General features: G+C 44.5%; 28 protein-coding genes, 2 tRNA genes and 4 pseudogenes. 22 read left to right on the forward strand and 12 right to left on the reverse strand.

Features of this window, described 5'->3' with window-relative positions; genetic code table 11:
- Window positions 1-203: 203 nt before the first annotated feature.
- Entirely contained in the window at window positions 204-1463 is a 1260-nt protein-coding gene (locus tag AC0IYG_RS06410; protein ID WP_471710340.1) for an Hsp70 family protein, read from the reverse strand.
- A gap of 30 nt (window positions 1464-1493) precedes the next feature.
- Window positions 1494-2726: a hypothetical protein gene (locus tag AC0IYG_RS06415; RefSeq protein ID WP_471710253.1), complete on the reverse strand. Its 1233-nt coding sequence runs from the start codon at window positions 2724-2726 to the stop codon at window positions 1494-1496.
- Between the two features lie 343 nt (window positions 2727-3069).
- On the opposite strand from AC0IYG_RS06415, the gene AC0IYG_RS06420 reads away from it, so the two are divergent.
- Window positions 3070-3237, forward strand: coding sequence for a hypothetical protein (locus AC0IYG_RS06420; protein ID WP_471710254.1), 168 nt, complete (start codon window positions 3070-3072; stop codon window positions 3235-3237).
- 47 nt (window positions 3238-3284) lie between these two features.
- Here AC0IYG_RS06420 and AC0IYG_RS06425 read toward each other — a convergent pair whose 3' ends face one another.
- On the reverse strand, window positions 3285-4211 hold the full coding sequence (locus AC0IYG_RS06425) for an ADP-ribosylglycohydrolase family protein (protein WP_471710255.1): 927 nt from the start codon (window positions 4209-4211) through the stop codon (window positions 3285-3287).
- A gap of 243 nt (window positions 4212-4454) precedes the next feature.
- Window positions 4455-4527: transfer RNA gene (locus AC0IYG_RS06430), tRNA-Lys, on the reverse strand.
- Window positions 4528-4820: 293 nt separating this feature from the next.
- On the opposite strand from AC0IYG_RS06430, the gene AC0IYG_RS06435 reads away from it, so the two are divergent.
- Entirely contained in the window at window positions 4821-5513 is a 693-nt protein-coding gene (locus tag AC0IYG_RS06435) for an SH3 domain-containing protein (RefSeq protein WP_471710256.1), read from the forward strand.
- A 90-nt stretch (window positions 5514-5603) separates the two neighbouring features.
- A complete protein-coding gene (locus AC0IYG_RS06440) occupies window positions 5604-6056 on the forward strand; it encodes a CHRD domain-containing protein (protein ID WP_471710258.1) in 453 nt (150 codons plus the stop codon).
- Window positions 6057-6121: 65 nt separating this feature from the next.
- Here the strand turns inward: AC0IYG_RS06440 and AC0IYG_RS06445 are convergent, their stop codons facing one another.
- The 3 genes from AC0IYG_RS06445 to AC0IYG_RS06455 form a co-directional block, all read right to left on the reverse strand.
- A complete protein-coding gene (locus AC0IYG_RS06445; RefSeq protein ID WP_471710259.1) occupies window positions 6122-7357 on the reverse strand; it encodes a DEAD/DEAH box helicase in 1236 nt (411 codons plus the stop codon).
- 89 nt (window positions 7358-7446) lie between these two features.
- Window positions 7447-8331 (reverse strand): DnaJ C-terminal domain-containing protein, encoded by an 885-nt coding sequence (locus AC0IYG_RS06450; protein ID WP_471710260.1) that lies wholly within the window; start codon window positions 8329-8331, stop codon window positions 7447-7449.
- 56 nt (window positions 8332-8387) lie between these two features.
- The gene (locus tag AC0IYG_RS06455; protein ID WP_471710261.1) at window positions 8388-8609 is read right to left on the reverse strand and encodes a VF530 family protein; all 222 of its coding nucleotides are present in this window, start codon (window positions 8607-8609) and stop codon (window positions 8388-8390) included.
- A 95-nt stretch (window positions 8610-8704) separates the two neighbouring features.
- On the opposite strand from AC0IYG_RS06455, the gene AC0IYG_RS06460 reads away from it, so the two are divergent.
- Window positions 8705-9685 carry a Gfo/Idh/MocA family protein gene (locus AC0IYG_RS06460; protein WP_471710262.1) on the forward strand — a complete coding sequence of 327 codons (981 nt, stop codon included), beginning with the start codon at window positions 8705-8707 and terminating at the stop codon, window positions 9683-9685.
- A 199-nt stretch (window positions 9686-9884) separates the two neighbouring features.
- On the opposite strand, the gene AC0IYG_RS06465 is transcribed toward AC0IYG_RS06460, so the two are convergent.
- A complete protein-coding gene (locus AC0IYG_RS06465) occupies window positions 9885-10205 on the reverse strand; it encodes a hypothetical protein (RefSeq protein ID WP_471710263.1) in 321 nt (106 codons plus the stop codon).
- Window positions 10206-10374: 169 nt separating this feature from the next.
- Between AC0IYG_RS06465 and AC0IYG_RS06470 the strand changes: the two genes are divergently transcribed.
- From AC0IYG_RS06470 to AC0IYG_RS06510, 9 genes and pseudogenes are all read left to right on the forward strand, one after another.
- Window positions 10375-11292 carry a bifunctional transcriptional activator/DNA repair enzyme AdaA gene (locus tag AC0IYG_RS06470; protein WP_471710264.1) on the forward strand — a complete coding sequence of 306 codons (918 nt, stop codon included), beginning with the start codon at window positions 10375-10377 and terminating at the stop codon, window positions 11290-11292.
- Complete coding sequence (locus tag AC0IYG_RS06475) at window positions 11261-12166, forward strand: hypothetical protein (protein WP_471710265.1); 906 nt, start codon at window positions 11261-11263, stop codon at window positions 12164-12166. Before AC0IYG_RS06470 ends, AC0IYG_RS06475 begins: the two co-directional genes overlap by 32 nt.
- A gap of 15 nt (window positions 12167-12181) precedes the next feature.
- Entirely contained in the window at window positions 12182-12424 is a 243-nt protein-coding gene (locus tag AC0IYG_RS06480) for an isopentenyl transferase family protein (protein ID WP_471710266.1), read from the forward strand.
- A gap of 123 nt (window positions 12425-12547) precedes the next feature.
- Window positions 12548-12883, forward strand: coding sequence for a hypothetical protein (locus tag AC0IYG_RS06485; RefSeq protein ID WP_471710267.1), 336 nt, complete (start codon window positions 12548-12550; stop codon window positions 12881-12883).
- Window positions 12828-13166: a hypothetical protein gene (locus AC0IYG_RS06490; RefSeq protein ID WP_471710268.1), complete on the forward strand. Its 339-nt coding sequence runs from the start codon at window positions 12828-12830 to the stop codon at window positions 13164-13166. The genes AC0IYG_RS06485 and AC0IYG_RS06490 overlap by 56 nt, the downstream gene beginning before the upstream one ends.
- Before the next feature lie 32 nt (window positions 13167-13198).
- Window positions 13199-13657 (forward strand): hypothetical protein, encoded by a 459-nt coding sequence (locus AC0IYG_RS06495; RefSeq protein WP_471710270.1) that lies wholly within the window; start codon window positions 13199-13201, stop codon window positions 13655-13657.
- Window positions 13658-13972: 315 nt separating this feature from the next.
- Window positions 13973-15260 (forward strand): annotated as a pseudogene (locus AC0IYG_RS06500) (citrate synthase).
- A 193-nt stretch (window positions 15261-15453) separates the two neighbouring features.
- Window positions 15454-15798, forward strand: a complete 345-nt coding sequence (locus AC0IYG_RS06505; protein WP_471710271.1) for a hypothetical protein — start codon at window positions 15454-15456, stop codon at window positions 15796-15798.
- Window positions 15791-15937: a hypothetical protein gene (locus AC0IYG_RS06510; protein ID WP_471710272.1), complete on the forward strand. Its 147-nt coding sequence runs from the start codon at window positions 15791-15793 to the stop codon at window positions 15935-15937. Before AC0IYG_RS06505 ends, AC0IYG_RS06510 begins: the two co-directional genes overlap by 8 nt.
- Here the strand turns inward: AC0IYG_RS06510 and AC0IYG_RS06515 are convergent.
- Both AC0IYG_RS06515 and AC0IYG_RS06520 read right to left on the reverse strand, forming a co-directional pair.
- Window positions 15934-15993 (reverse strand): annotated as a pseudogene (locus AC0IYG_RS06515) (hypothetical protein); the annotation flags it as partial. The gene AC0IYG_RS06510 and the pseudogene AC0IYG_RS06515 sit on opposite strands and share 4 nt — an antisense overlap.
- 219 nt (window positions 15994-16212) lie before the next feature.
- Window positions 16213-16533, reverse strand: a complete 321-nt coding sequence (locus AC0IYG_RS06520; RefSeq protein WP_471710273.1) for a pyridoxamine 5'-phosphate oxidase family protein — start codon at window positions 16531-16533, stop codon at window positions 16213-16215.
- A gap of 158 nt (window positions 16534-16691) precedes the next feature.
- Here AC0IYG_RS06520 and AC0IYG_RS06525 point away from each other — a divergent pair, with 158 nt between their 5' ends.
- The 7 genes and pseudogenes from AC0IYG_RS06525 to AC0IYG_RS06555 all read left to right on the forward strand — a co-directional run bounded on the left by AC0IYG_RS06525 (window position 16692) and on the right by AC0IYG_RS06555 (window position 18785).
- Window positions 16692-17195 carry a hypothetical protein gene (locus AC0IYG_RS06525; RefSeq protein WP_471710274.1) on the forward strand — a complete coding sequence of 168 codons (504 nt, stop codon included), beginning with the start codon at window positions 16692-16694 and terminating at the stop codon, window positions 17193-17195.
- 90 nt (window positions 17196-17285) lie between these two features.
- Complete coding sequence (locus AC0IYG_RS06530) at window positions 17286-17651, forward strand: DUF349 domain-containing protein (protein ID WP_471710275.1); 366 nt, start codon at window positions 17286-17288, stop codon at window positions 17649-17651.
- Window positions 17575-17772, forward strand: a complete 198-nt coding sequence (locus tag AC0IYG_RS06535; protein ID WP_471710276.1) for a DUF349 domain-containing protein — start codon at window positions 17575-17577, stop codon at window positions 17770-17772. Before AC0IYG_RS06530 ends, AC0IYG_RS06535 begins: the two co-directional genes overlap by 77 nt.
- Window positions 17769-17903, forward strand: coding sequence for a hypothetical protein (locus tag AC0IYG_RS06540; protein ID WP_471710277.1), 135 nt, complete (start codon window positions 17769-17771; stop codon window positions 17901-17903). Before AC0IYG_RS06535 ends, AC0IYG_RS06540 begins: the two co-directional genes overlap by 4 nt.
- A pseudogene (locus AC0IYG_RS06545) lies at window positions 17894-18193 on the forward strand (DUF349 domain-containing protein); the annotation flags it as partial. The gene AC0IYG_RS06540 and the pseudogene AC0IYG_RS06545, both read left to right, overlap by 10 nt.
- Window positions 18194-18511, forward strand: coding sequence for a hypothetical protein (locus tag AC0IYG_RS06550; protein ID WP_471710278.1), 318 nt, complete (start codon window positions 18194-18196; stop codon window positions 18509-18511).
- Between the two features lie 201 nt (window positions 18512-18712).
- Window positions 18713-18785, forward strand: a tRNA-Thr gene (locus AC0IYG_RS06555).
- Window positions 18786-19141: 356 nt separating this feature from the next.
- Here the strand turns inward: AC0IYG_RS06555 and AC0IYG_RS06560 are convergent.
- Window positions 19142-19360 (reverse strand): integrase core domain-containing protein, encoded by a 219-nt coding sequence (locus AC0IYG_RS06560; protein WP_471710342.1) that lies wholly within the window; start codon window positions 19358-19360, stop codon window positions 19142-19144.
- Between the two features lie 510 nt (window positions 19361-19870).
- Here AC0IYG_RS06560 and AC0IYG_RS06565 point away from each other — a divergent pair.
- Window positions 19871-20038: pseudogene (locus tag AC0IYG_RS06565) on the forward strand (IS110 family transposase); the annotation flags it as partial.
- 6 nt (window positions 20039-20044) lie between these two features.
- On the forward strand, window positions 20045-20614 hold the full coding sequence (locus AC0IYG_RS06570; RefSeq protein WP_471710343.1) for a transposase: 570 nt from the start codon (window positions 20045-20047) through the stop codon (window positions 20612-20614).
- 646 nt (window positions 20615-21260) lie between these two features.
- On the opposite strand, the gene AC0IYG_RS06575 is transcribed toward AC0IYG_RS06570, so the two are convergent.
- Window positions 21261-21479 carry a transposase gene (locus AC0IYG_RS06575; RefSeq protein WP_471710279.1) on the reverse strand — a complete coding sequence of 73 codons (219 nt, stop codon included), beginning with the start codon at window positions 21477-21479 and terminating at the stop codon, window positions 21261-21263.
- Window positions 21480-21868 lie beyond the last annotated feature (389 nt).

The following is a 21868-nucleotide window of genomic DNA, read 5'->3' on the forward strand; positions in this document are numbered from 1 at the left end:
CTTAGCAGAGGGTTAAAACACGTTAACGCTCGGTTACATTTCTCTGGTATATCAAATTTGATTTTTAAATTTTGACAAGATTTTTTACTAATTATTTAATAAATCCTCAGATTTTTTGCAGCACATTGCGCGGCGGCTGCGTAACGGAGCGCGCGGTTGGAGTTGTAGTTTTCGAGTTCTGGAAGTAATTATGGCCGACTTTATCACGAAAACCGATTGCGTGCGTCATACGCCAGACCGAGTCCTACGCTGGATAATTTGTTTTCTTCTGACCAGTCAGCTGCTGGGAAGAGGTTTCTGAATTGTTGTTGGATGAGTGGAATTTCGGTGGAGCCGCCGGTCATGATGACGAGTCCGATTGCCTCGGGCGCGACGCCTGCGACTTGCAAGCATTCTCTTGCCGACTGCACAATCCGCTCTGTTTTGTTAATTATCGCTGTGTTGAAATCTTCACGGGCAACGTCAATGCGCAGATCTTCGTCAATAAAATCGAGCGCAGCTTCATAATTCTCGCTGCTGGCTAATCCGATTTTAATTTTTTCGGTCGCTGCAAGCACCGCATGGCCTCTTTCCTGTTCTAAAACGCTGATTAACCTGCCATAGCGAACTGGATCATGCGTTTCGCGCAGCAGTTGTTTGGCCTGAAAAAGAATCCTGTTTGTGTACAGAAAATTCACTTTACTCCATTCCGAAAGGTCGAAATAATGATAAGAGGGCACTTCGAGGTTTTTGAGACCATACTTGGTCCGGAAGCCCAGTTGTGGCATCATTTCCGCCAGACTCAGATCTTTGTCAAAGTCGTTGCCGCCAAGTCTCACACCCGTATTCGCAAGAATGTCACTGCTTCTGTCTGCTTTTCTGGCGTTGTTTTTTGACAACCTGATGATGGTAAAATCAGAAGTTCCACCGCCCAAATCGACCACCATTGCCAATTTTTCACCTATAACGCGCTCTTCATGCGCAAATGCGGCTGCAATGGGTTCGAACTGGAAACCGACGTGTTCAAAACCCAGGCTCATCGCAACTACCCGCAATTCGTTTTCAGCGCGTTGATCAGCGGCGGAATCATTGTCGGTGAAATGCACTGGCCGACCCATCACCACGTGTTTGAGTTCTGTTCCGCAATCTGCCTCGGCCTTGCGCTTCATCTGGTCCAAAAATGCTGCGATGATTTGGTCAAATTTCATCAATTCACCATTCACCATCGTTCCCTGCCGCATAGCCGGTGTGCCGAGAACGCGTTTCAGGCTTCGCATTAATCTGCCCGGTTGCCGTGACAGAAAGCGCTCCATCGCCTCGCGGCCAAAGAACGCTTCATTGTCTTTGCGCGCAAAAAACATGGCACTCGGAATGGTTGTTTGCTGATTTTCAACCGGGATCAGGAATACGTCGTTTTGATTTGCTACGGCCAGACTGGAATTGGAAGTGCCGAAATCAATACCGCAAAAAACAGAAGTCATCATCATTTGAAAAATTGGGGGCGCAATTTCTCATTATTTGGCCGGGAAAGCAAGTTGATTTTGTCGCAAGGACAAGTTAATGTCGTCTTTCAGCCATTGTTTTTCCTGAATCAGATCTGTCAACGCATTGCCTATTTTACCGTGCCCGCGGGCGTTAATGTGGTCATCGATAGTGAAGTAATCCTGCTCAGTCAATATGCGATGGACATCTATAAAGTGAATGTTTTCAGCGGGGTTTGCCGCATGATAAATTTTAAATTCTTTCACGATCGGGAAATTGAACACACCCAAATCAAAGACTACAATCGGACCTTTGTAGCGTTCGCGAATGCGGTTAAGATAAGGGAAAAATGCCTTTGCGTGCTCTAATTTAGGCTTTTCAGGTTGCATTTTCTGCTGCGATGAAGTTTCCGGTTTGGGTTGAAACGCTTTTGCTATGCCCGTTGTAATCAGCCAGCGCAGACTTAGAAAAACTCCTTTGAAAGGGAAGTAAGTTCTATTTATTATGTTATGTTTTTCGGCTGCATTAAAAGCCTGAGAGTCAATTCCCGACTTTTGGGTTTGGTGCAGATTAGCCTGGTTTTCCAATATATCATTTTCACAATATTGAATGATGAGGAGCTTGCACGAATCCAGATCAACCTGATTGAGCAACTTCGTTTCGCGGTGCGTGCCGTAGGAAGTAATGGCCGTGTTCAGGACATTCAAATGCAGGTTTTTTTCCATCACTTCTGAAAACCGTTCATGATTTGCAACGCCCCAGCCCATGCCATGCGAATCGCCCAAAACGACAATTTGCGGCTGTTTCAAGCTCGCTTCATCGTCGCGCACACCCAGCGAATTGGTCTTTATTTCAACATCAAATTCAGGGTTCGCAAAGCGGCCGGTAATGTTGGGCCGGAATCGATAACCTAACAGTGAATCGTGACGGGATAAGTCGCTGTCAAAGTTGGTTGTGTTTTTGAAATAACCATACTGACCTCGAATCCAGAAAAAATAGTCGTCCGGCAGGAGCGTGTGGCGGTTGAAATGCGCCATGTAGGCAATGCTTCCGATCAGGCACAATTCGATCGTAATGCAAAGCCCGAGCAACACTGCAAAACGGGAAAGCCGCCTCGCCGAAAACGACCAAAGCAGCACAATAATCCCGATTGGAAATAACGCGAAATAGAGGGGCAGAAGGGAAGGATTGTTTACAAAATAATCCTGTCGAAAAATCGGAATGCATAGCAACAGCACGCCGCACAAGAATGTAATCAGATTCATGTTAAAAACTATTTATGGAGGTGTATCTGGAAGTGGTCTAGTCACTTCCATTGGTGGCATTCGAACGGTTAGCTTATGCTAGTATGTAGGAGTGAAAGTCCAAAAGGCAAAGCCTTAGGGCAGAGTAGTTGTTAATTAAGCACGAAAGGCCACGAGTTACTTTGTTATACTTTCCATGCTAAGCCGACTTAGTAAACGGTCGGTTTGCAACTGAAATTAATTTGAGGAGCACAACGCATTGCCGGAATTATTGAGACAAACGAGCAGATTTAGCCGCAATGGTTTGGTAAGTAACCGGAGAATATTTATTTTTAAGAGTAAGCCAACTAAACCTTGCTTTGCTATGGACAAAACGCTTTGGGTTAAATACTTTTTCAGCATCTGGATCGTGGCGATATTCACAGCCTTGGTCTCTAAGTTTGTAACGAGCAGTGTGGTCATCTTAATTCCGCTTGGGATTGGGCTTTACTATGCTTCGGTAAAATTTCTGGCGAGTGTGAAAGGATATTGATTAATGCCGTGCGGCATTTCAATTAAAAAGCCAGAATGCTTATCCAATTAGCCGAGTTGTCTTGTCAATCGATCCGCCAAGTCCTCAATATCTTCCCGTCTCGCAAGTTTATCTAGCCAGCTTTCGGGGATTCCTTCGTATCCATAAAGTAATCCCGCCAATCCGCCTGTGATAGCAGCGGTTGTATCCGTATCGTTGCCAAGGTTAACGGCCTTTAAAACTGCATCCTTGAAATTGTCCGTTGTGAGCAGGCACCAAATGCTGGCTTCCAATGAATGCAAAACATAACCGGTGCTAAGGATCTCATGCTGAGGTCGCTGGCTAATGTCTTCTTTAAATAACCTGTCGAACAGTCCAATTTCCTTCGGACTTATATTCAGCGAATGCAGAAAGTCGGGAACATAAGCGCTCAGTTTTTTGCTGATCAAATGTTTGTCTTCGCCGTTTAATAGGAGTCCTGCGAATTCCAGATAGTAAAAGCACGCGATCACCGAACGGATGTGTCCATGTGTTATCGAAGAAACCAGCTTCGTCAACCGGAACCGCTCGCTGATTGGAAGGCCTTTTATATAGAAAAGCAGCGGAAGGATCCGCATTAAAGAACCGTTTCCATTCTGATTTTCATCACAACCGCCTGCCAACTCCGGTTGCACTCCACGAGCCAAGCGATCAATCGCTTCTCTGGTGGCTATGCCAATGTCAAACACTTTGCCTCGCGCCGTCCAGTAATTCTTGTAAAACCACTTTTGAAAGTTTGCAGCGATATTTTCCAGATCAAAACCAGAAGTCAGCGCCTCGGCCAGGCACAATGTAAGCGAAGTATCATCCGACCAGGTCCCGGGTGGCAAATTATAAGTGCCATAGCCATCCATATCGACGACAGGCTTCTTGTCAAATACTTCCCTCGCCTTAAATTCATGCGGCACACCCACCGCATCGCCCACGGCAATCCCTAATAATGCATCCTTAATCACTGAACTGGATTTGAGTTTTACTGCGCCAAATTTATTTTAAAAGTTTGAATTGGTTGTGGGGTGAGGGGGATTTTTTGGTTGGGGAGCATTGGACTGGTGAGTAAAATTTGCAGATTGTCGAACTCACCGAATTACGCACCAAAAATTTGTGTAAAACTAAATATCTAGGAATATCCGGAAAAGAAAAAAGCCTGCTAATCTATTGATTTGCAGGCTTTTGATGCTTTTTGTTATTTCTTGAAGTGATCCCGCTGGGATTCGAACCCAGGACCCATACATTAAAAGTGTATTGCTCTACCAGCTGAGCTACGGAATCGTTTTTGGTAATTTTTGACTGTTCAACCTCAGTTTGTGCTTCTTGTAACAAGCACACTTCCTATATTAAAAGCGCAACTCAAATTTCGGATGCCGCGCGACAAATGTTGCCCAGTGTATTGCTCTACCAGCTGAGCTACGGAATCGTATTTTCCTCGGCCGTTTTAGCGGGTTTTGGAATGTTGCAGGTTGTTGGATTAGCGGTGGCCTTTTCCGTAATTGCGATGCAAAAGTAGAATTCTAAAAAGTATAATGCAAGCCCTAAGTCGTAAATACCTGTTTTTTTGGATTTTTTTGGGAACAGTTCTGAGCTCCGGAACTGCGTTTTCTGCGAATAGAAAGGAGCTAAAAACAGCTGATTCTCTGTTCGCTATGGCCCGCTATCCCGAGTCGCTCGTACTATATAAAAAAAATTTCAGCGAGGATGAAAAAAATAATCAAAGCCTGCTCTTAAAGCTGGCTTTTCTGGCTGAAAAAACCAATAATTACACCGACTGCCTTTTTTACCTGAGCAAACTCGCCCTTACTAATCCGTCGCGGCGGCTTTTTGAAAAAATGGATAAACTGGCTGAGGAACAGAACTTAACCGGCTATGAATTTGACGATTACAACTATTTTATAATTTTTTACAGAAGATATGGTGATTACATTCCAATATTGCTTCTAACTTTGGGGACGTACATAGTTGTAATCATGGTTACAAAAGTTCGACGTAAGGAGCCGATCCTCCACATTCATAAGCTGTCAATTATCGTCTATCTGCTTGTGCTTCTGGGGATTCTGAATGTGCCGTCGCTTTATCGAACTTGTATCATTATTAACGAAAATACTTTCCTGCGGGATGAGCCGTCGTCTGCTTCGGCAGTGATTGATCGGGTGGGGAAGGGCCACAAGTTAACGATCGTGGGCTCTGTGGACCATTGGAACCGCGTAATCTGGAACAACCAGATCGTTTATATCCGCAAAAGTGACCTCTGGAATATTTAGAGGGCAAAGTGGTATCATTTTTGTAACGACATAAGTTTGTATATATTTAAGGGTTAAATTTTTTTAAATTAATGATGTATGAAAAAGCCAATGAAACGTTTTTTACTATTGATCGCAGGAGTTGTAATGTTGGGATTTGTGACGTCTTGCAAAGAGGAAGGTCCTCACAAAGAAGACATTGTAAGGTTCTCCTCAGTAATAAATAGTGGCGCTACTGTCCCAAAAGCTACGTCTGCCGGACAGGGAACGGGTACTTTTGAGTATAACAAAAATACCATGGAGTTGAAATACAACATTAATTATCAAAACGTAGTCCCAACTTCGGTAAACATTCACAGCGCGAACCCAGCTTGGCAAGCAGGACCGATCGTTTTTACATTAGCTGACAAACCAACAGGAAACCAGGTTCAGGGAACAACGAAATTGAATGTTGAACAACAAACCATGCTGATCCTTGGCATGATGTATGTGAACATTCCTACGAAGGAGAACATTTACGGAGAAATTCGCGGCCAGATCATCGCTGATCCAATCGCTGACTAATAAATTTTATAAACTAAAGCGGCTTGCAGTAATCACTGCAAGCCGCTTTAGTTTATAAGCACTGCTTATTTTTTCTTCTTCTTTCTCTTAGTCGTTTCATATTCTTCAACCTCTTTCATGAGCGATTTCAGGTCATCAGTCGTGTCGGCGGTGAAATCGATGGTTTGCGAATAATCGGTTGTGCTTATGTTCAGCACGTCGATGGGTTTGTCAAGATAAGTTTGAATCTCTTCCAGAATCGGTTTTTCTTCCGGGCTGCAAAATGAAACGGCGCGCCCTTTTTGCGTTCCGCGGCCTGTCCGGCCCACGCGGTGCACGTAATTTTCAGCTTGTTCGGGGAGATCGTAATTTACGACGTAATCCACATTAGCAATGTCAATTCCTCTTGCGCTTACGTCTGTTGCAATGAGGACTTTAACATTCCCTTTCTTGAATTCATTGAGTGCAATAAGTCTGTCCGACTGCTCTTTGTCACCATGAATGGTCATGCTCTTGATTTCCATCCGTTCCAATGCGCTGAAAACACGCTCGGCGCGCACCTTTGTCCGCACAAAAACGAGCACTTTGCTATCGGGATTTTCTTTAATAACGCGCTCTAAAAAGAACCGTTTATCGTCCATCGCAACAAATGCCACGGAATGCGTAATGTTCTTTGCAACAGGGTTATTCGGCGAAATCTGAATGCGGATTGCGTTCCTGACCAGTGAATAAGCCAGCTTTTTGATCTTCTCATTGATCGTTGCCGAGAAGAAAAGCGTTTGCCGGTTTTTGGGCAAAAACTTGATCAGATCCTGGATGTCTTTGATAAAACCCAGATCCAGCATGTGATCCGCTTCATCCAAAACCAAAACCTCGATCCGGTCGAGCTTAATGTATCCCTGGCTCACGAGGTCGAACATACGTCCGGGCGTTGAGACCAGCACATCGATGCCTTTTTCCAGCTGCGCAATTTGCGGGCCTTGTTCTACGCCGCCAAAAACGCTGAATGCTTTTACACGCGTATGTTGTGCGATTTTTGAAAAAACCTCAGTAATCTGAATTGCTAGCTCCCGGGTGGGCACCATTACCACGCATTTTATGCCTTCTGATCTGCTGGAAGCCTTTTGTTTATGCAATTTGTCCACAATCGGAATCGCAAATGCTGCTGTTTTTCCGGTTCCGGTCTGGGCAATAGCAAGTACATCTTCACCCTTGATGATTGCAGGAATGGCCTTGAACTGAATGTCGGTCGGACGTTTGAATCCGCTCGTTTCAAGGCTTCTTTTGATCTCGGGTGCAATGTGGTAATCGTCGAATTTCATAAAAAATATTTGTAAAAACAGCGCAAAGATACGCCGCTAATCCGGTAATGAGCATTTAATTATTGTCGGCCGCATTACCGGATGCCGGACTATGCTTCGTCGAAAGCGGCAGCAAGCAGTTCCTTCTGGCGGTCGGACAAGTTAACCGGGATCTTCACGTCAAACGTTACATACAGGTCACCAAAAGTGTCCGCTTTCTTGTAAACGGGAAATCCTTTTCCTTTCAACCTGACCATGCTTCCGTTCTGCGTTTCTGCCTTCACAGGAAGCTTTACTTTTCCGCTAAGCGTCTCAATAACAAGCTCTCCGCCAAGCAATGCAGTGCGTAAGTCAAGCTCGGCCTTCATATGCAGGTCGTTTCCAACGCGTTTCAGTTTATCATCTTCTGCAATGTTGAAAGTGATAAACAGGTCACCGTTTTGTCCGCCGCTCACGCCCGGGCCGCCATGTCCGGCAATCTTAATGGTCTGTCCGTTTTGAATGCCTGCGGGCACCGTAATGCGGATGTTTTTTCCGTTTACCGTGATCGTTTTTTTCTGCGTTTCCAACGCTTCCTGCAATGTCAGATGCATTTCAGCCTGATAATCCTGGCCGCGCAAGTTTCGCTGTCTGCCTCCGCCAAAACCACTTCCGGATCCAAACATGGATTCAAAAAAGTCCGAAAACTGGTCGCCGCCCGTGGATTGCCATTGGCCCTGCTGACGTCCGGCGCTCCGGCGTGACTGCTGCGCTTTTTCAAATTCCTCACTGTACTGCCAGTCCTTTCCGTATTTATCGTATTTCTTGCGTTTTTCCGGATCGCTCAGGACTTCATTTGCTTCATTAAGCTCCTTAAATTTTTGCTCCGCTTCCTTATTATTCGGGTTCAGGTCGGGATGATATTTCCTGGCCAGTTTTCTATAAGCGTTTTTTATATCTTTATCCTCCGCGCTTTTGTCTACGCCAAGGATTTTATAATAATCTACAAATGGCATAACTCTTAAAGTTTGATCGATTTAGTGTTTTAAATACATAAAAGGGTTTTATCTGATTACTTTCTTTCCAGCATTTTAACATAAAGGTCTTCCACTTTTTTCCGCGCCCAGGGTGTTTTTCTCAAAAATTTGAGACTTGATTTTACACTCGGCTCAAACTGGAAACTATTAATATTGATGTGGTAACCCATTTGTTCCCAGCCATAATAATCTACCAGTTCATTCAGGATTGCTTCCAGGGTTTTGCCGTGAAGCGGATTATTAGGTTGTACTTCCATGGTTTTCGTCAGATGTTTGGGTTTGTTTTAAAGTAGATTCATCCAATTAAATAATTATTATGCTTTACGATTAGTTCAAACATTAATCCCTCGCTATGGATCAAATAAAATGGGGCATTATCGGCTGCGGAAATGTGACCGAAGTGAAGAGCGGACCTGCGTTCAATAAGGTTGCCAATTCAAGTTTAGTGGCCGTTATGCGGCGTCATGCCGAAAAAGCTGCCGATTATGCGGTGCGCCACAATGTTCCCAAATGGTATGCCAACGCAGACGAGCTGATTAATGATGCCGAAATCAACGCAATATACATCGCTACACCGCCAGATGCGCACGAAGACCTTGCAATCAAGGCAATGAAGGCGGGTAAGCCGGTCTACATTGAAAAGCCAATGGCCCGGAATGCAGCTGAATGTGACCGCATTAATGCATTCAGTAGGGAGACGGGCGTTCCCGTTTTTGTCGCATTTTACCGGCGTTCTCTGGATTATTTCTTAAAGGTTAAGGAGCTTGTGGACAGCGAGATCATCGGTGAAGTGCGGTTTGTGAACATTTGCCTGCAATGGCAGCCTTATGAGGAAGAAGTGGGAGCAAACCCTAAGCCTCGCTGGCGGGTGGATCCGGAAATTTCGGGTGGCGGACATTTCCATGATCTTGCTTCTCACCAGTTTGATTTTCTTGAATTTGTTTTTGGCCCGGTCAAATATGCAAGCGGCATTGCGAGAAATCAGGCAGGATTATATGATGCTGACGACATTGTGGTTGCTAATTATGAGTTCGAATCGGGGGTTTTGGGCAATGGGAGCTGGTGCTATACGGTCAATAAGGAACAGCGTGAAGATCAGGCTCAGATCATTGGCTCGAAAGGACGGATTACTTTCTCGTTTTTTGAAAAATTTGATATCATTATAGAAACGGAATCGGGGAAAGAGATCGTTAACATTCCATATCCGCAGCACGTGCAACAGCCTTTGATCGAGTCCATTGTGCAGGAACTGCGCGGAGAAGGGAAAAGTCCGAGTAACGGTGAAACTGGCGCGAGGGCGAATCAAATTATGGATTGGATCACCAAAAAGTAATAATTTTATAGTTTTACATTTGTTTATCACCTTAAACTCAAAATCTGATAGTCATGGCGAAAGGTAAGAATCTGGATAAAGGCAGCACCAAAAAGGAGCCTGAAAAGAACCTGAAAGAGAAAAGAGCCGAGAAAAAGGCGAAAAAAGATGGTAAGAAAGATTATTGATCACTGAAACTTGTCAGCCTAAGCTCCTACACTTAGGCTGACAGACACATTAGTATATCTCCCGGTTTGTCTTGGTATTTGGCAAGCCTTTTTTTTGCCCTGACGATCTTCGAATGGATCTTGTTTTTCTCGTCGGGCGTCATGATATCGTCTGCATTTGCTTTCTCGATGGTTGCCTGAATAATGTCTTGCTCGTGCTGTAATTTGTTGTATTCCAGTTCAGTAAGCTTTTTGTTTTTATAAGCAGTCCGGATTTGTGCATTAAGTTCTTTGAGCTCTGATTTGAAATTCTGGGCCTGTAATGTGCAAAAGCTGGCTAATGTAATTGTGATGGCAATGATTAGAGTTCTCATGATTCGTGATTTTAGCAAAGAACGTTTTTGAGTCTGTTAGGGCCGTGAAGATAAGGGCAGTCGGGTTTTTTAAAAAAGCAAACGTGTAACCGGTCATGGATTTTGAGCAAGTTTCAGGTTGGCCAGGCCGCATTACGGCGCCAATTTTGTCTAACAAATTATTAATCCAATGAACCAGGAAACCTATAATTACGACAAGATTGCGAAGGCCATTGAATTCATCGTCGCCAATGCAAAGGATCAGCCTTCACTTTTCGATGTGGCTGAGGAAGTGAGCATTAGCCAGTTTCACTTTCAGCGCGTGTTTACAGAATGGGCGGGTGTAAGTCCGAAAAAATTTCTTCAATATATCACGGCCGGTTATCTTAAAGAAAAGATCCGGGAATCGTCGAATCTGGTGGAGCTGGCTGAACTGGCCGGACTTTCGAGCCAGAGCAGGGTTTATGACCATTTTACTTCGATAGAAGCCGTTACGCCTCAGGAGTATAAAACTTCCGGTAAAGGACTGGAAATCAGTTACGGAATTCATGCGACGCCTTTCGGGGATTGTTTTATTGCAGTCACGGACCGCGGCATATGCGCCATGGCGTTTGTGGACGAAGGGGGCCGCGATGAACAATTGATTTTATTGGCCAAGAAATGGCATTACGCCAACATTCACCCCGATCAGGATCGCACGGAAAGTTATGTTCACCGGATATTCCAACCCGCTTCCGGTGCATTGGAAAAGTTGCCGCTGATCGTTCAGGGGACTAATTTTCAGCTAAAAGTTTGGGAAGCATTGCTCAACATTCCGAATGGTGCCGTGACGACTTATCAGCAAATCGCGCAGAGCATTGGCAATCCCGGCGCTGTGCGTGCGGTAGGAACGGCGGTCGGCGACAATCCCATTGCTTACCTGATCCCGTGCCATCGCGTGATCCGAAAAGAAGGTGTCCTGGGTGAATATCGCTGGGGCAGTCTCCGCAAAAAAGCGCTGATTGGCTGGAAGCGGCACGATTGGCGCGGTGAGGCATTTTGTTACTCTGCCTTCCCGCCGCTAACTTGCCGGCAATATGCAAAGTGCACTTTCAAACATTTCGGCTGAGGATTTCAAGCAACAGTTTTGTAACTGGCTGGATGAAATGCATTTGCAGTTCGAGAATTTTGAAACTGACGATGATTTAACAATTGCGCTACAACTTAATAAGGAAGGCAAGGCTTCGATCTGCATCTTTCTCATTGCGATTGAATGTTGGCAACAACAAGGAATTGCCAACTGGGAAAAGTTAATTGATAAGGTTTTTTTGCTTCGCAAAAGTGGCGTGCGGAGCATCATCATTTGGCAAGATTATTGGGAAAGACAGTCCGAGATCGTCAAATCCCGGCTTAATGCAATGCTGGGCGTGTCTCAAAAAATTCCTGCGCGACTTACGCTGGTGCGTAGGATTCCTCAAAACATGTCAGCCGAATTTCTTGATAAAAATCACCTGAATGGCTCCGTTTCGGCAAAAAGCCGTTATGGATTATTTCTTCCAAAGCGTTATTTCCGTGTTTTGAATCAGGCGTTATTTGAATATGATATCATGAAGCCGATGAATTGCTGGTGGCAGTTGCAACATTCAGTGCGCCACGCGTTTTCCAGCGGGATGAAGGGCCGTTCCGGTCTTTTGAAATGGTGCGCTTCGCCAGTTTGCTTCATACCAATGCTCTCGGGCGGGCTGGATAAGTTGCTAACCGCCTTTATCCGTGAAAAAAATCCAGATGACGTCATGACTTATGCCGATGTGGAATGGTCCGAAGGAGTGGGTTATGGCAAGCTTGGCTTCGAACGCATTTCACAAACCGCACCCATGACTTTTGCTTTGGAATTGAGCAGCATGATCCGATCTCCGAAAACAGCTTTTGACAAAAATGAGCTTGAAAATGCGATTCTGATTCGCAATGCGGGCAGTATCAAGTTTCGTGAGAAAAACGCTTAATGAACCGCATTCTACATGGATAATCAGGAAACTAAGCCACCGCTGCTCGTTATTCTGGGTCCGACTGCTTCGGGAAAAACGCGCCTTGCCGTTAAAGTTGCGGCCGAGTTGAATGGCGAGATTATCAGTGCAGATTCCCGGCAGGTTTACCGGAAAATGGACATTGGCACCGGCAAAGACCTAGGTGAATATCAGTTAAATGGCAAGCAGATTCCGTATCATTTGTATCGATATCCTGGACGCTGGCGAGCAATATAATGTCAATGATTTCCAGCACGACTTTGAAGATGCATTCACCAAAATTGCGGGCAATAAGCATTGTCCGAATCGTCTGCGGCGGCACCGGATTTTACATGCTTTCATTGCTGAAAGGTCATGCGTATGCGCTTACTCTCCGTGAACGAGCCGTTGCGGGAAGCGATCAATGATTTGTCAAAAGAGGGCCTTTTAGAAAAATTTCTGACTTATAACACGCCTTACCAGCACATTGCGGACACATCCACGCGAAAAAGACTCATCCGAGCCATTGAAATTTCGGCATATTTGGTTGCTAACGAACTAGATGGAACGGAATTTTCAGCACAGGCGCCAACCTACGAATACATTGTTTTTGGATTAAATCCTGAAGGTAACAACGCGAAGGGAGAGGATCAGCCGCCGATTGAAAAGCCGGTTGGAGAACGGGATGGTCGAGGAAGTGCAGGCGCTGCTGGATAGCGGCTTGTCGCCGGAGCAGTTGATTTATTATGGTTTGGCGGAATACAAATACATCACATTGCATTTGCAGGGGCGAGCTGGATTATATAACGAAATGGTTCGCTTTCGCCTGGAAACGGAAATCCACCGCTTCGCCAAGCGTCAGATGACCTTTTTTCGGAAAATGGAAAAAGATGGGATTGTGATCAACTGGTTGTCAGATGAATACGCAGAAGCAGAAAAAATTGAGCGCATTGTGGACGGTTACCGGGAATTAAGTGCTGCGCTTTTGCGTAGCGAGTAAGAGTACTAGCAACATTAAAGACGTCATGTCAGATGAATAAGAAAGTAAGCAGCCTTTTGCTGCTATTGGTGCTGAGCGTAACGGACGCGTATTTGCTGGCGCATCCGAATCTGATCGGGAAAATCGGCGTGCTGGTTTATAAGCACAGTTACATCCGCAATTTCCCGCGCGCATTGCTGACCGTGCTGTTGGTCGTGGGAATTTCGCTAGGCCTTTGTGAACTGATCAGAATGTTTGCGAGCAGGAAAGCCGGATCGATCTTTTACAGCTGGCTGCTGGGGATTTCGGTGTTTTGGCTGGGTTATGTTTTTATTACATTTTCAACCTTTTCCTATCGCATTACAGGCAAGGCGTTTATCTATGGTGCGCATTTGCTTCCAGCCATTTTGGCGGGGCTTTTTGGCCGCTATCTGATCAGGGAGATTTTGAGCAAGCCGCCTTATGTCGAGCGTGAACCATTGGAAAACAAGCAGGTCAGCGGACCGTCCTGAACGGCTGAAAAATGAAAGTTTTTGCGACAATTTAGCTCGCCAAATTGAATAGTATCATATTTACTTCGAATTGTGAAATATTATCGTCTAAGTCCCTGAGTTTTTCACAAATAAAACATGGATAATAATAGAAAGTACACAGTTTTTTAGGATATTGCGGCTTGTGTCGGATAGGAAATGGTTACTCTTGCATTCAATTAACACAAAATTAATTTGTTGGATAAGTAAATCAGCAGCACGCAAAATCTTTGGATTAAATTGACCTGATTTGTCTACTATCTTGTCATTAACCTTTTTAATTTTATTCTCATTAATATGTCCCAAATCGCTGAATTTAACCCTTGACGGTAAAAAGTACGAGTTCCCCATAATTGAAGGAAGTGAACAGGAAAAAGCGATCGATATTGCCAAATTACGCGACCAGACAGGGTATATTACAATTGATGCAGGTTATAAAAATACAGGTGCCACAAAAAGCGCCATTACGTTTTTGGATGGAGAAGAAGGTATATTAAATTACAGAGGTTATTCGATTGAAGATCTGGCTGAAAAGTCGTCGTTTTTGGAAGTTGCTTACCTGCTTATTTACGGTGAACTTCCTACTGAAAAGGAATTCGCTGCTCTTGAACATGCTATAAGAACGCATACGCTCGTGAATGAGGATATGCGCAAAATATTTGAAGGATTCCCGGTTAATGCGCACCCAATGGGCGTGTTGTCTTCACTGGTTAGCGCGATGAGCGCTTTTTATCCTGAAACATTTGATACAAATTCAGAGGAAATTACGGAGCTGCACATTATTCGCTTGCTTTCGAAATTGCCAACGATTGCAACCTGGTCATACAAAAAATCACAGGGCCATCCGGTAAATTATCCGCAGAATGATCTGGATTATTGTTCCAATTTCCTGAACATGATGTTCTCGTTACCGGTTTCGAAATATCACGTTGACCCGGTCGTTTCAGCTGCATTGAACAAACTTTTGATTTTGCACGCTGATCACGAGCAGAACTGCTCAACTTCTACGGTTAGACTGGTTGGTTCTTCTCATGCTAACATTTACTCTTCTATTTCTTCCGGCATTAGCGCACTTTGGGGCCCGCTTCACGGTGGTGCAAACCAGGAGGTGATCGAGATGCTTGAAGCCATCAAAAATGACGGTGGGGACACGCAGAAATACATTAACATGGCCAAAGACAAAAGCAGCGGTTTCCGTTTGTTTGGATTTGGACGCAGGGTTTACAAAAACTTCGATCCAAGAGCGCGCATTATTAAAAAGGCTGCGGACGATGTGCTTAACAAGCTGGGAATCAATGATCCTATTTTGGAAATAGCGCAGAAATTGGAGAAAGCAGCTTTGGAAGACGAATATTTCGGTGTCAAGAAAGCTTTATCCAAACGTAGACTTTTACTCAGGCATCATTTACCGTGCATTGGGCATTCCTACAAACATGTTCACCGTAATGTTTGCCATCGGCCGTCTTCCGGGATGGATCGCGCAGTGGAAAGAAATGCGCACGAACAAAGAGCCGAATCGGAGCGTCCGCGTCAGGTTTATGTAGGCGCTCCGAAAAGAGCGTTTGTTCCAATGAATGAAAGATAAAATCTGTTTTAACCGAACAGTTTCAATACAAAGAGATTGCTTGTAAATAGCAGTCTCTTTGCTAAATAAATAACAATGCTGATAAAACAAAAAGAACTCGAAGGCATCAAATCGGGAAACATCACGCTCGCTTTTCGCAAGTGGAAAAAGACTTCTGTCAGAAAAAGGCAGTGTTTTACAAACCAGCATCGGCGTGATCACCAGGATCGCTGACATTAGTGAAACGGATTTTGATAAAATAACAGAAGAAGAAGCGAAGCAGGCCGGATATGACAATGTGCAAAGCGTGATATCCGAACTGGAAAAGACGATCAATGGCGTGATTTACAAAATCCAGCTAAGTTATCAGCAAGCCAATGCCGGAAGCGATCTGCAACAAAAACAGCAGATAACGGACGAGGAGCTTGCAGAATTAAAGGACAAGCTCATGAAGCTGGATCCAGTTCAGCAACCAGGGCAAATGGACAGAGAAAGTGCTCAAAGCCATTCAGGAGAATCCGCAATTGCCGGCAGCCGAGCTTGCTCCCAAAGTGAATAAGGAAAAAGAATGGTTGAAAACGAATATCCGTAAACTGAAAAGCCTCGGCCTGACGATCAGCCACGAACCCGGCTACACGCTTTCACCACTGGGTGCTTATGTCTCGAAAATGCTTCCCGGCAAAGCGCCGAAGGCTTAGGGATTAAGCCTTTCGATCTGCCAGCTGCCTTCGCCTGAATGTTCATAAACGAGCCTGTCGTGAAGGCGGCTCGGCCTTCCTTGCCAGAACTCAAAATATTGCGGTTAATGACGCGGTAACCTCCCCAATGCGGCGGCCGCGGCGCTTTCCATTCCTTCAAATTTTTGTTCGAGTAATCGCGTGCGTTCTTCGAGTTCTTCGCGGCTACTCAACGCGCCTGCTCTGATCCGAAGCCCAGGCGCCAATCTGGCTTCCGCGCGGACGCATTGCAAAGTCTATCCGCCGATTCCGCAGCACTCGTTTTTTCGATGAGCCCTTCGATCCGGACCCGCCTTTCGAACTCTTTCCAGAAAAAGGTCGAAAGCAACATTGGGGTTGGATTCTATTTGCATCCCTTTTTTGCTTTCATAGTTTGTGAAAAACGTAAATCCAGTCTGATCCAGGTCTTTCAGCAGGACAATTCTTGCCGATGGCTCGCCATTCGAAACGGTGCTGAGGAGCATTGCATTGGGCTCGGGAATGTTGGCTTTAACGACTTCATCAAACCACAATTTGAACATGCTTGAGGGGATTGTCAGGATCCAGATCTTCTTCATGCAAGCCCTTGAAATTATAATCTTGTCGTAATTTGGCAATATTATGGTCCATCTGATGCTAATATGTTCAATGTTAGGAACCCAAAAGTAGCCATTTCAGAGGAAAGATTATTAGATTTGTAATCCATAAGAGACGTACGTACGAAACTAGAATCACGATGGCACAAGAACAACAAGAAGGGGTCAAAGGCGATGAGCAGGAAGACCTGACACAAAAGACTATTGACACCCTTGAAATTGATCTTAACAATGAGTTGACGGAAGAACATGAGGAGGAGGTGCCAGACGTGGATTACAGCCAGTTGTCGAAGGAACAGCTTGTGAATATTCTGGAAAATGAGTTGGCGGCTATCAATGGTGAAGGAGCAAAACCGGCGGCGTTGAAAAAGGCAGAATCCGTTGCGCGTGAGATCCGTCCGGTCCTTGATTCGATCAAGCAAAAGGAGAGGGAAGCGGCGCTGGCGGCATTTGTGGCTGAAAACGGCGGTGAAGAAGGATTTGAATATAAATATGATGCGGAAACGCAGAAAATAGATTCGCTGAGCCGTGGAGATCAGAGGGCTGCAAAAACAGCTTTTATCAAGGTCAGGAAAAGAGAAAGAAAAGAATTTCAATGTAAAAACGGCTCTTTTGCAGCGCTTACGCACTTTGTTGGAAGATGAAGGCAGCAAAGAGACGGACGCTTCGGGGCTGAAATCGAGCTGGGGAAGAATTTAAGAAAATCCAGGAAGAATGGAAGCAGGCGGGCAACATTGCATCACCGCACAACGGCACGCTTTAGGGCCACTTACAATGCGCTGATCGACCGTTATTTCAGCAACAGGAACATTTACTTCGAGCTGAAAGAGCTTGACAGACGCCGCAATGCTGAGTTGAAAGCCGAACTTTGTGAGAAGGTTGAAGAGTTGGGTAAATCGTCGGAGACCCGCCCGATGACGCGCGAGATCCTGAATGAAGCCAATCATATTTTTGAAGAATACAAACATTTAGGCCCTGCTGCACGAAAGAAGAGGTCAGGAAAAGCTTTGGCAGCGATTCAAAGTGGCGCTGGACGTGCTTTACGACGCACAGCGCGGACAGTTCGCCGAGCAGAAGAAGTCGATGCAGGAGAATTTTGATCAGAAGCAGAAAATCTACGAAGCGATCATTCCTTTTACGACTTACAACTCGGGCAGCATTAAGGAATGGAATGCCAAGACGAAAGAAATAATGGCTTTTAGGACCAGTGGGTTGCTTTGAAAGGCATTATGCCGCGTGAAGAAGGGAAGGAGCTGAGCAAGAAATTCTGGGCGGCGCTTAAAACTTTCTTTAACAACAAAGGCGAGTTTTCCGTCAGCTTGAATCAAAAAGAGAGCAAAACCTGGAATTAAAAAACCAGCTTTGTGAAGAAGCAGAAGCAATTCTGGCAACGGGTGAGGATAATCCTTCGACGACGCAAAAGATTATTGAGCTGCAAAAACGTTGGAAAGGCATCGGTCAGGTTCCTGAGAAGTTCAAGGACACGATTTACGACCGTTTCAAGAAAGCATGCGACGCTTATTTTGATCAAAAACGTGCGAAAAACAAAGAGGTTGAAGAAGAGTTTGAAGGCAACCTGAAACGCAAAGTAGACCTGATAGAAAGAATCGAGGCGGCTGCGAAAAATAAGGACGAATCAACATTGAATCTGCTGAGCGCATTTAAGAGCGAATGGAGTTCAATCGGCTTCGTTCCGAAGAAAGACATGCAGGCGATCCAGAAACGTTACATTGGCGCGATTAACACGTATGTAAGCGCGATTGGCCAGCTTTCTACAAAAGAGAAAGAACAGGCGGTGCTGGAAAGCGAGGTTGAACTGGTTCGGGATGGAGAAAACAGCCGCGGGTTATACAGGAAGGAAAGTGATATCAGAAGAAAGATCACGCAACTTGAAAATGACATTGCGCTTTGGCAGAACAACATCAGTTTTTTGCAAAATCAAAAACTTCGGATCGTTTGAAAGCAGAGTTCGAGCGGAAGATCAATAGTGCGCTGGCTCAGCTGAATGACTTAAAACACCAACTGTCTATAATTCAGGAGGCTATATAAAAGTTGAAAAAAAGTTTCAAAAAATAGTTCAAATGGTTGCGCTGTATAGTCTTTCCTACTACTTTTGCACCATGATAACGGAATAAGAAACGGTATCAAAAAGAAGAAAGAGGCCTCCATAGCTCAGCTGGTAGAGCAACTGACTTGTAATCAGTAGGTCGTTGGTTCGATCCCGACTGGGGGCTCTTGAAAATCAAGCACTTAGCATTAATTTGCTAAGTGCTTTTTGCTTTACTTGCAATAAAAGTTGCAATAGTTATTTTCAAGAAGAAGCTATATCGGCGGGTCAGTTGTACGCATGCTGTTGATAATTTATATAGCGGCTATCTATTTCTATGACCCTAGAAAATTCACTCAATAAATTGACATCCCCGTTTGCGAGCTCGTCAAGGATCAGACCTCTCTTGTGGTTGGCCCTGTAAGCTTCCCATTTTTAGAGGGGTGGCGAGTTAGACTTGGTTGTTAATTGTAACAGTTAATTCTTCTTTTTTCATGGCAATTTCTTTTAATAGTATGTGCTTCTGATTTGGCGTTAGTCCCTTCATTGACCTGTGTGGGTGCTTATTGTTGTAATTGTCAAGCCATTTGTACGATAAATACGTAGCTGTTCCAGAGAATCAAGAAAGTATGCATCCAGGACATCTTCCCGGTAAGTTCTATTTAATCTTTCATTGTAGCCAATTTGCATTGGTTTGCCGGGCTGAATAAACTTTTGCTCAATTTGCTTTTCCTCGCACCATTTAGCTAGTTTCTTACTTATGAACTCGGGCGGCCGCCGCCTTTAGCTTTTGATTTATAATCAAAATGATAAATTACCACACCTTACCAGCAGCTCTGGTGAACTCAGGCCGCCGCTAGGTTAATGACCTCCCCCGCGAATTCGTACCAGAGCTGTAAGGTTGGATACGAGCCAATTAGAATTGTAGGCTTCAAGGCCTAATAAAGGTATTAGCTGACTCCAATCAAGGTAAATTTTCACTTAAATTTTATCTAAGAGCTATGACATTTTCTTGCTTTGTTGGTATTGATGTATCAAAATTAACGATCGATGCTGTACTTTATATGTCAGCAAATGAGCCTGTTTTTCATCAGCAATTTGAGAATGAGACCCTCGGGTTTTAAGAAGCTCTTGACTTGGATTAAACAACGACAAAATAGTGCTAGTGTATTATTCTGTTTAGAGCATACCGGCATTTATGCTCTTCCCTTATGTTGTTTTTTCGCGCAGCACAAGCTTTAGTATTCCCTCCAGTCGGCACTTCATGTCAAAAGATCTATGGGTATTCAAAGGGCAAAGAATGATAAGGCAGATGCGCTTATGCTCGCCCGGTTTGCTTATTTGTACCGCGATGAGATCAAGTTGTCTGAACTGCCATCCCAGACACTGCTTAAAATCCAGCATCTGCTTGCCTACCGTCAGAGGTTGGTTAAAAGCAAGGTAGCCTTGCAAGTAGCAGCCCAGGAATTAGCTGCTTTTGTTGATAAACAGTTCAGCTCTACTATTGTCAGGGATAGCCAGAAACATATTACTCAGCTTAGCGCCAGCATTGTGCTGGTTGACAAGCAACTTCAAACAATTATCGCCGAAGATCAGCAGGTACATCGAGTTTATCAGTTAGCCACTTCCGTGACAGGCATTGGCTTGCAGACGGCAGCCTATTTAATAATACATACTCAGTGTTTTAGTGGATTTGATAACTGGCGGAAGCTAGCGTGCTTTGCCGGAACAGCTCCATTTGATCATACTTCAGGAAGCAGTGTTCATGGCCGGAGGAGATTAAGCAAGATAGGAAATATGAAGTTGAAGTCTCTACTAAGCAACGGTGCAAATGCTGCCATTCAATCTCCCAATGAGTTCTTAATTTATTATAATCGGAAAATAGCCGAGGGGAAACCTAAGTTAGTTGCACTCAACGGCGTTCGTAACAAAATGCTAAGCCGAGTGTTCGCCGTTATTCAAAGAGGTACTCCTTATATCAAACACCAAGCAGAATACCTGCAAGTAGCATCTTGATAAATTCATATGAATTTTCTTGTTTTTAGCTTAGAATTCGCGGGCCATTGTCCGTTCTTATTGATAGTGGCAACCCTCGTTCGCATTCTAAGTGCTGCAAGACTTGTATGACTTTACCGGCACAAAGAGAGTAGTCCGCATGCGCTGCAAGTGCTTCTTTGCTAGCGTCATCCATGACAACTAATATTCGTACACGTCTGGCCAGAACTAAGAGCATCACTGACAAAATCCATGCCGCGCGGCGTCCGTTCCAGGTTTCATTCAAAGTCTTCGCCTCAATTAAAGGCTGGTTCGGTCTTTCAGAATGCGCCTTTTTCGCTTACGCCTTAATTTGAGATCAATACTTCGATAGATTCGAAGCACTCGTTTGCGATTCCAAGGCAGGCCTCTATTCCGCAAATTGCCGAAATACCAATCGAAACCTCGGGTCGGATGTTCTTCTGCCAACTCATTAAGCATGTCTATAACTGGCACGTCGTTCTTGACCGTTTTGTAATAAAAAACACCTGTGCTCAACTGCAAAACTCTACCTGCCCGGTCAATGCTAAATCCAGCTTCCTGAGAAATATCGGAAGCAATTAGCCGCTTCTGAGCAGGCCCTAAAGCTTTTTTTCGATGATCTCTTTTGCAAGTCTGTGATCAAGAGCTAATCCGCATACATGTGTTTCAGACGGCGGTTCTCCTCCTTGAGTGCCTTCAATTCTGAAAACTCCGAAGCACCCATACCGCTGTACTTCTTCCGCCAATTGTACAATGTAGCCTTGGAAACGCCATTTTCTCCAGCGACGTCATTTGCCTGTTTGCCAGAATCCAAGTCTTTGAGGATTTTGACGATCTGAGTTTCTGTGAATGTGTTTCGTTTCATAGCAGATTAAAATTAGAAAATTTGTCTAATTCATCACCACTCTATTTTTAGGGAAGCGTACATTCGGAATTGTTGACTAGTTTATTTACTTCAAGCTTCAAAAATCTGCTCAGTTTCAAGCCGAATATGTTGTATATCTACTCATAATAGCCGTGGCAGTTGCCCATATGGACATCTGGAGAAGTAAAATTTTGCTGAGCTCTGAGGATTTCTTTCATCTTGGATTTTTTAGTATGGCATTGGTTATCCTACACTATGCTACAAATCTGCAATTAAGCTTAATCAAAAAAGACAAGGATTGAGAACCGAGCAAGGTAAACAGCTACCAATAGCTTTATTCCGAACTTTTGACTTTATGCGTCAAAAATTGACTTCCCTGGGGATAGTCT

The sequence above is a fragment of the Dyadobacter sp. AC419 genome (genome assembly GCF_979253085.1).

Excerpts from the sequence above, each read along its gene's own strand:
- AC0IYG_RS06485 (WP_471710267.1), top strand. The coding sequence starts at position 12,548 with ATGCGCTTACTCTCCGTGAACGAGCCGTTGCGGGAAGCGATCAATGAT.
- AC0IYG_RS06520 (WP_471710273.1), bottom strand. The coding sequence starts at position 16,533 with ATGAAGAAGATCTGGATCCTGACAATCCCCTCAAGCATGTTCAAATTG.
- AC0IYG_RS06415 (WP_471710253.1), bottom strand. The coding sequence starts at position 2,726 with ATGAATCTGATTACATTCTTGTGCGGCGTGCTGTTGCTATGCATTCCG.
- AC0IYG_RS06525 (WP_471710274.1), top strand. The coding sequence starts at position 16,692 with ATGGCACAAGAACAACAAGAAGGGGTCAAAGGCGATGAGCAGGAAGAC.
- AC0IYG_RS06410 (WP_471710340.1), bottom strand. The coding sequence starts at position 1,463 with ATGATGACTTCTGTTTTTTGCGGTATTGATTTCGGCACTTCCAATTCC.
- AC0IYG_RS06445 (WP_471710259.1), bottom strand. The coding sequence starts at position 7,357 with ATGAAATTCGACGATTACCACATTGCACCCGAGATCAAAAGAAGCCTT.
- AC0IYG_RS06575 (WP_471710279.1), bottom strand. The coding sequence starts at position 21,479 with ATGAAACGAAACACATTCACAGAAACTCAGATCGTCAAAATCCTCAAA.
- AC0IYG_RS06465 (WP_471710263.1), bottom strand. The coding sequence starts at position 10,205 with ATGAGAACTCTAATCATTGCCATCACAATTACATTAGCCAGCTTTTGC.
- AC0IYG_RS06460 (WP_471710262.1), top strand. The coding sequence starts at position 8,705 with ATGGATCAAATAAAATGGGGCATTATCGGCTGCGGAAATGTGACCGAA.
- AC0IYG_RS06420 (WP_471710254.1), top strand. The coding sequence starts at position 3,070 with ATGGACAAAACGCTTTGGGTTAAATACTTTTTCAGCATCTGGATCGTG.
- AC0IYG_RS06440 (WP_471710258.1), top strand. The coding sequence starts at position 5,604 with ATGAAACGTTTTTTACTATTGATCGCAGGAGTTGTAATGTTGGGATTT.
- AC0IYG_RS06470 (WP_471710264.1), top strand. The coding sequence starts at position 10,375 with ATGAACCAGGAAACCTATAATTACGACAAGATTGCGAAGGCCATTGAA.
- AC0IYG_RS06455 (WP_471710261.1), bottom strand. The coding sequence starts at position 8,609 with ATGGAAGTACAACCTAATAATCCGCTTCACGGCAAAACCCTGGAAGCA.
- AC0IYG_RS06450 (WP_471710260.1), bottom strand. The coding sequence starts at position 8,331 with ATGCCATTTGTAGATTATTATAAAATCCTTGGCGTAGACAAAAGCGCG.
- AC0IYG_RS06480 (WP_471710266.1), top strand. The coding sequence starts at position 12,182 with ATGGATAATCAGGAAACTAAGCCACCGCTGCTCGTTATTCTGGGTCCG.
- AC0IYG_RS06495 (WP_471710270.1), top strand. The coding sequence starts at position 13,199 with ATGAATAAGAAAGTAAGCAGCCTTTTGCTGCTATTGGTGCTGAGCGTA.
- AC0IYG_RS06475 (WP_471710265.1), top strand. The coding sequence starts at position 11,261 with ATGCAAAGTGCACTTTCAAACATTTCGGCTGAGGATTTCAAGCAACAG.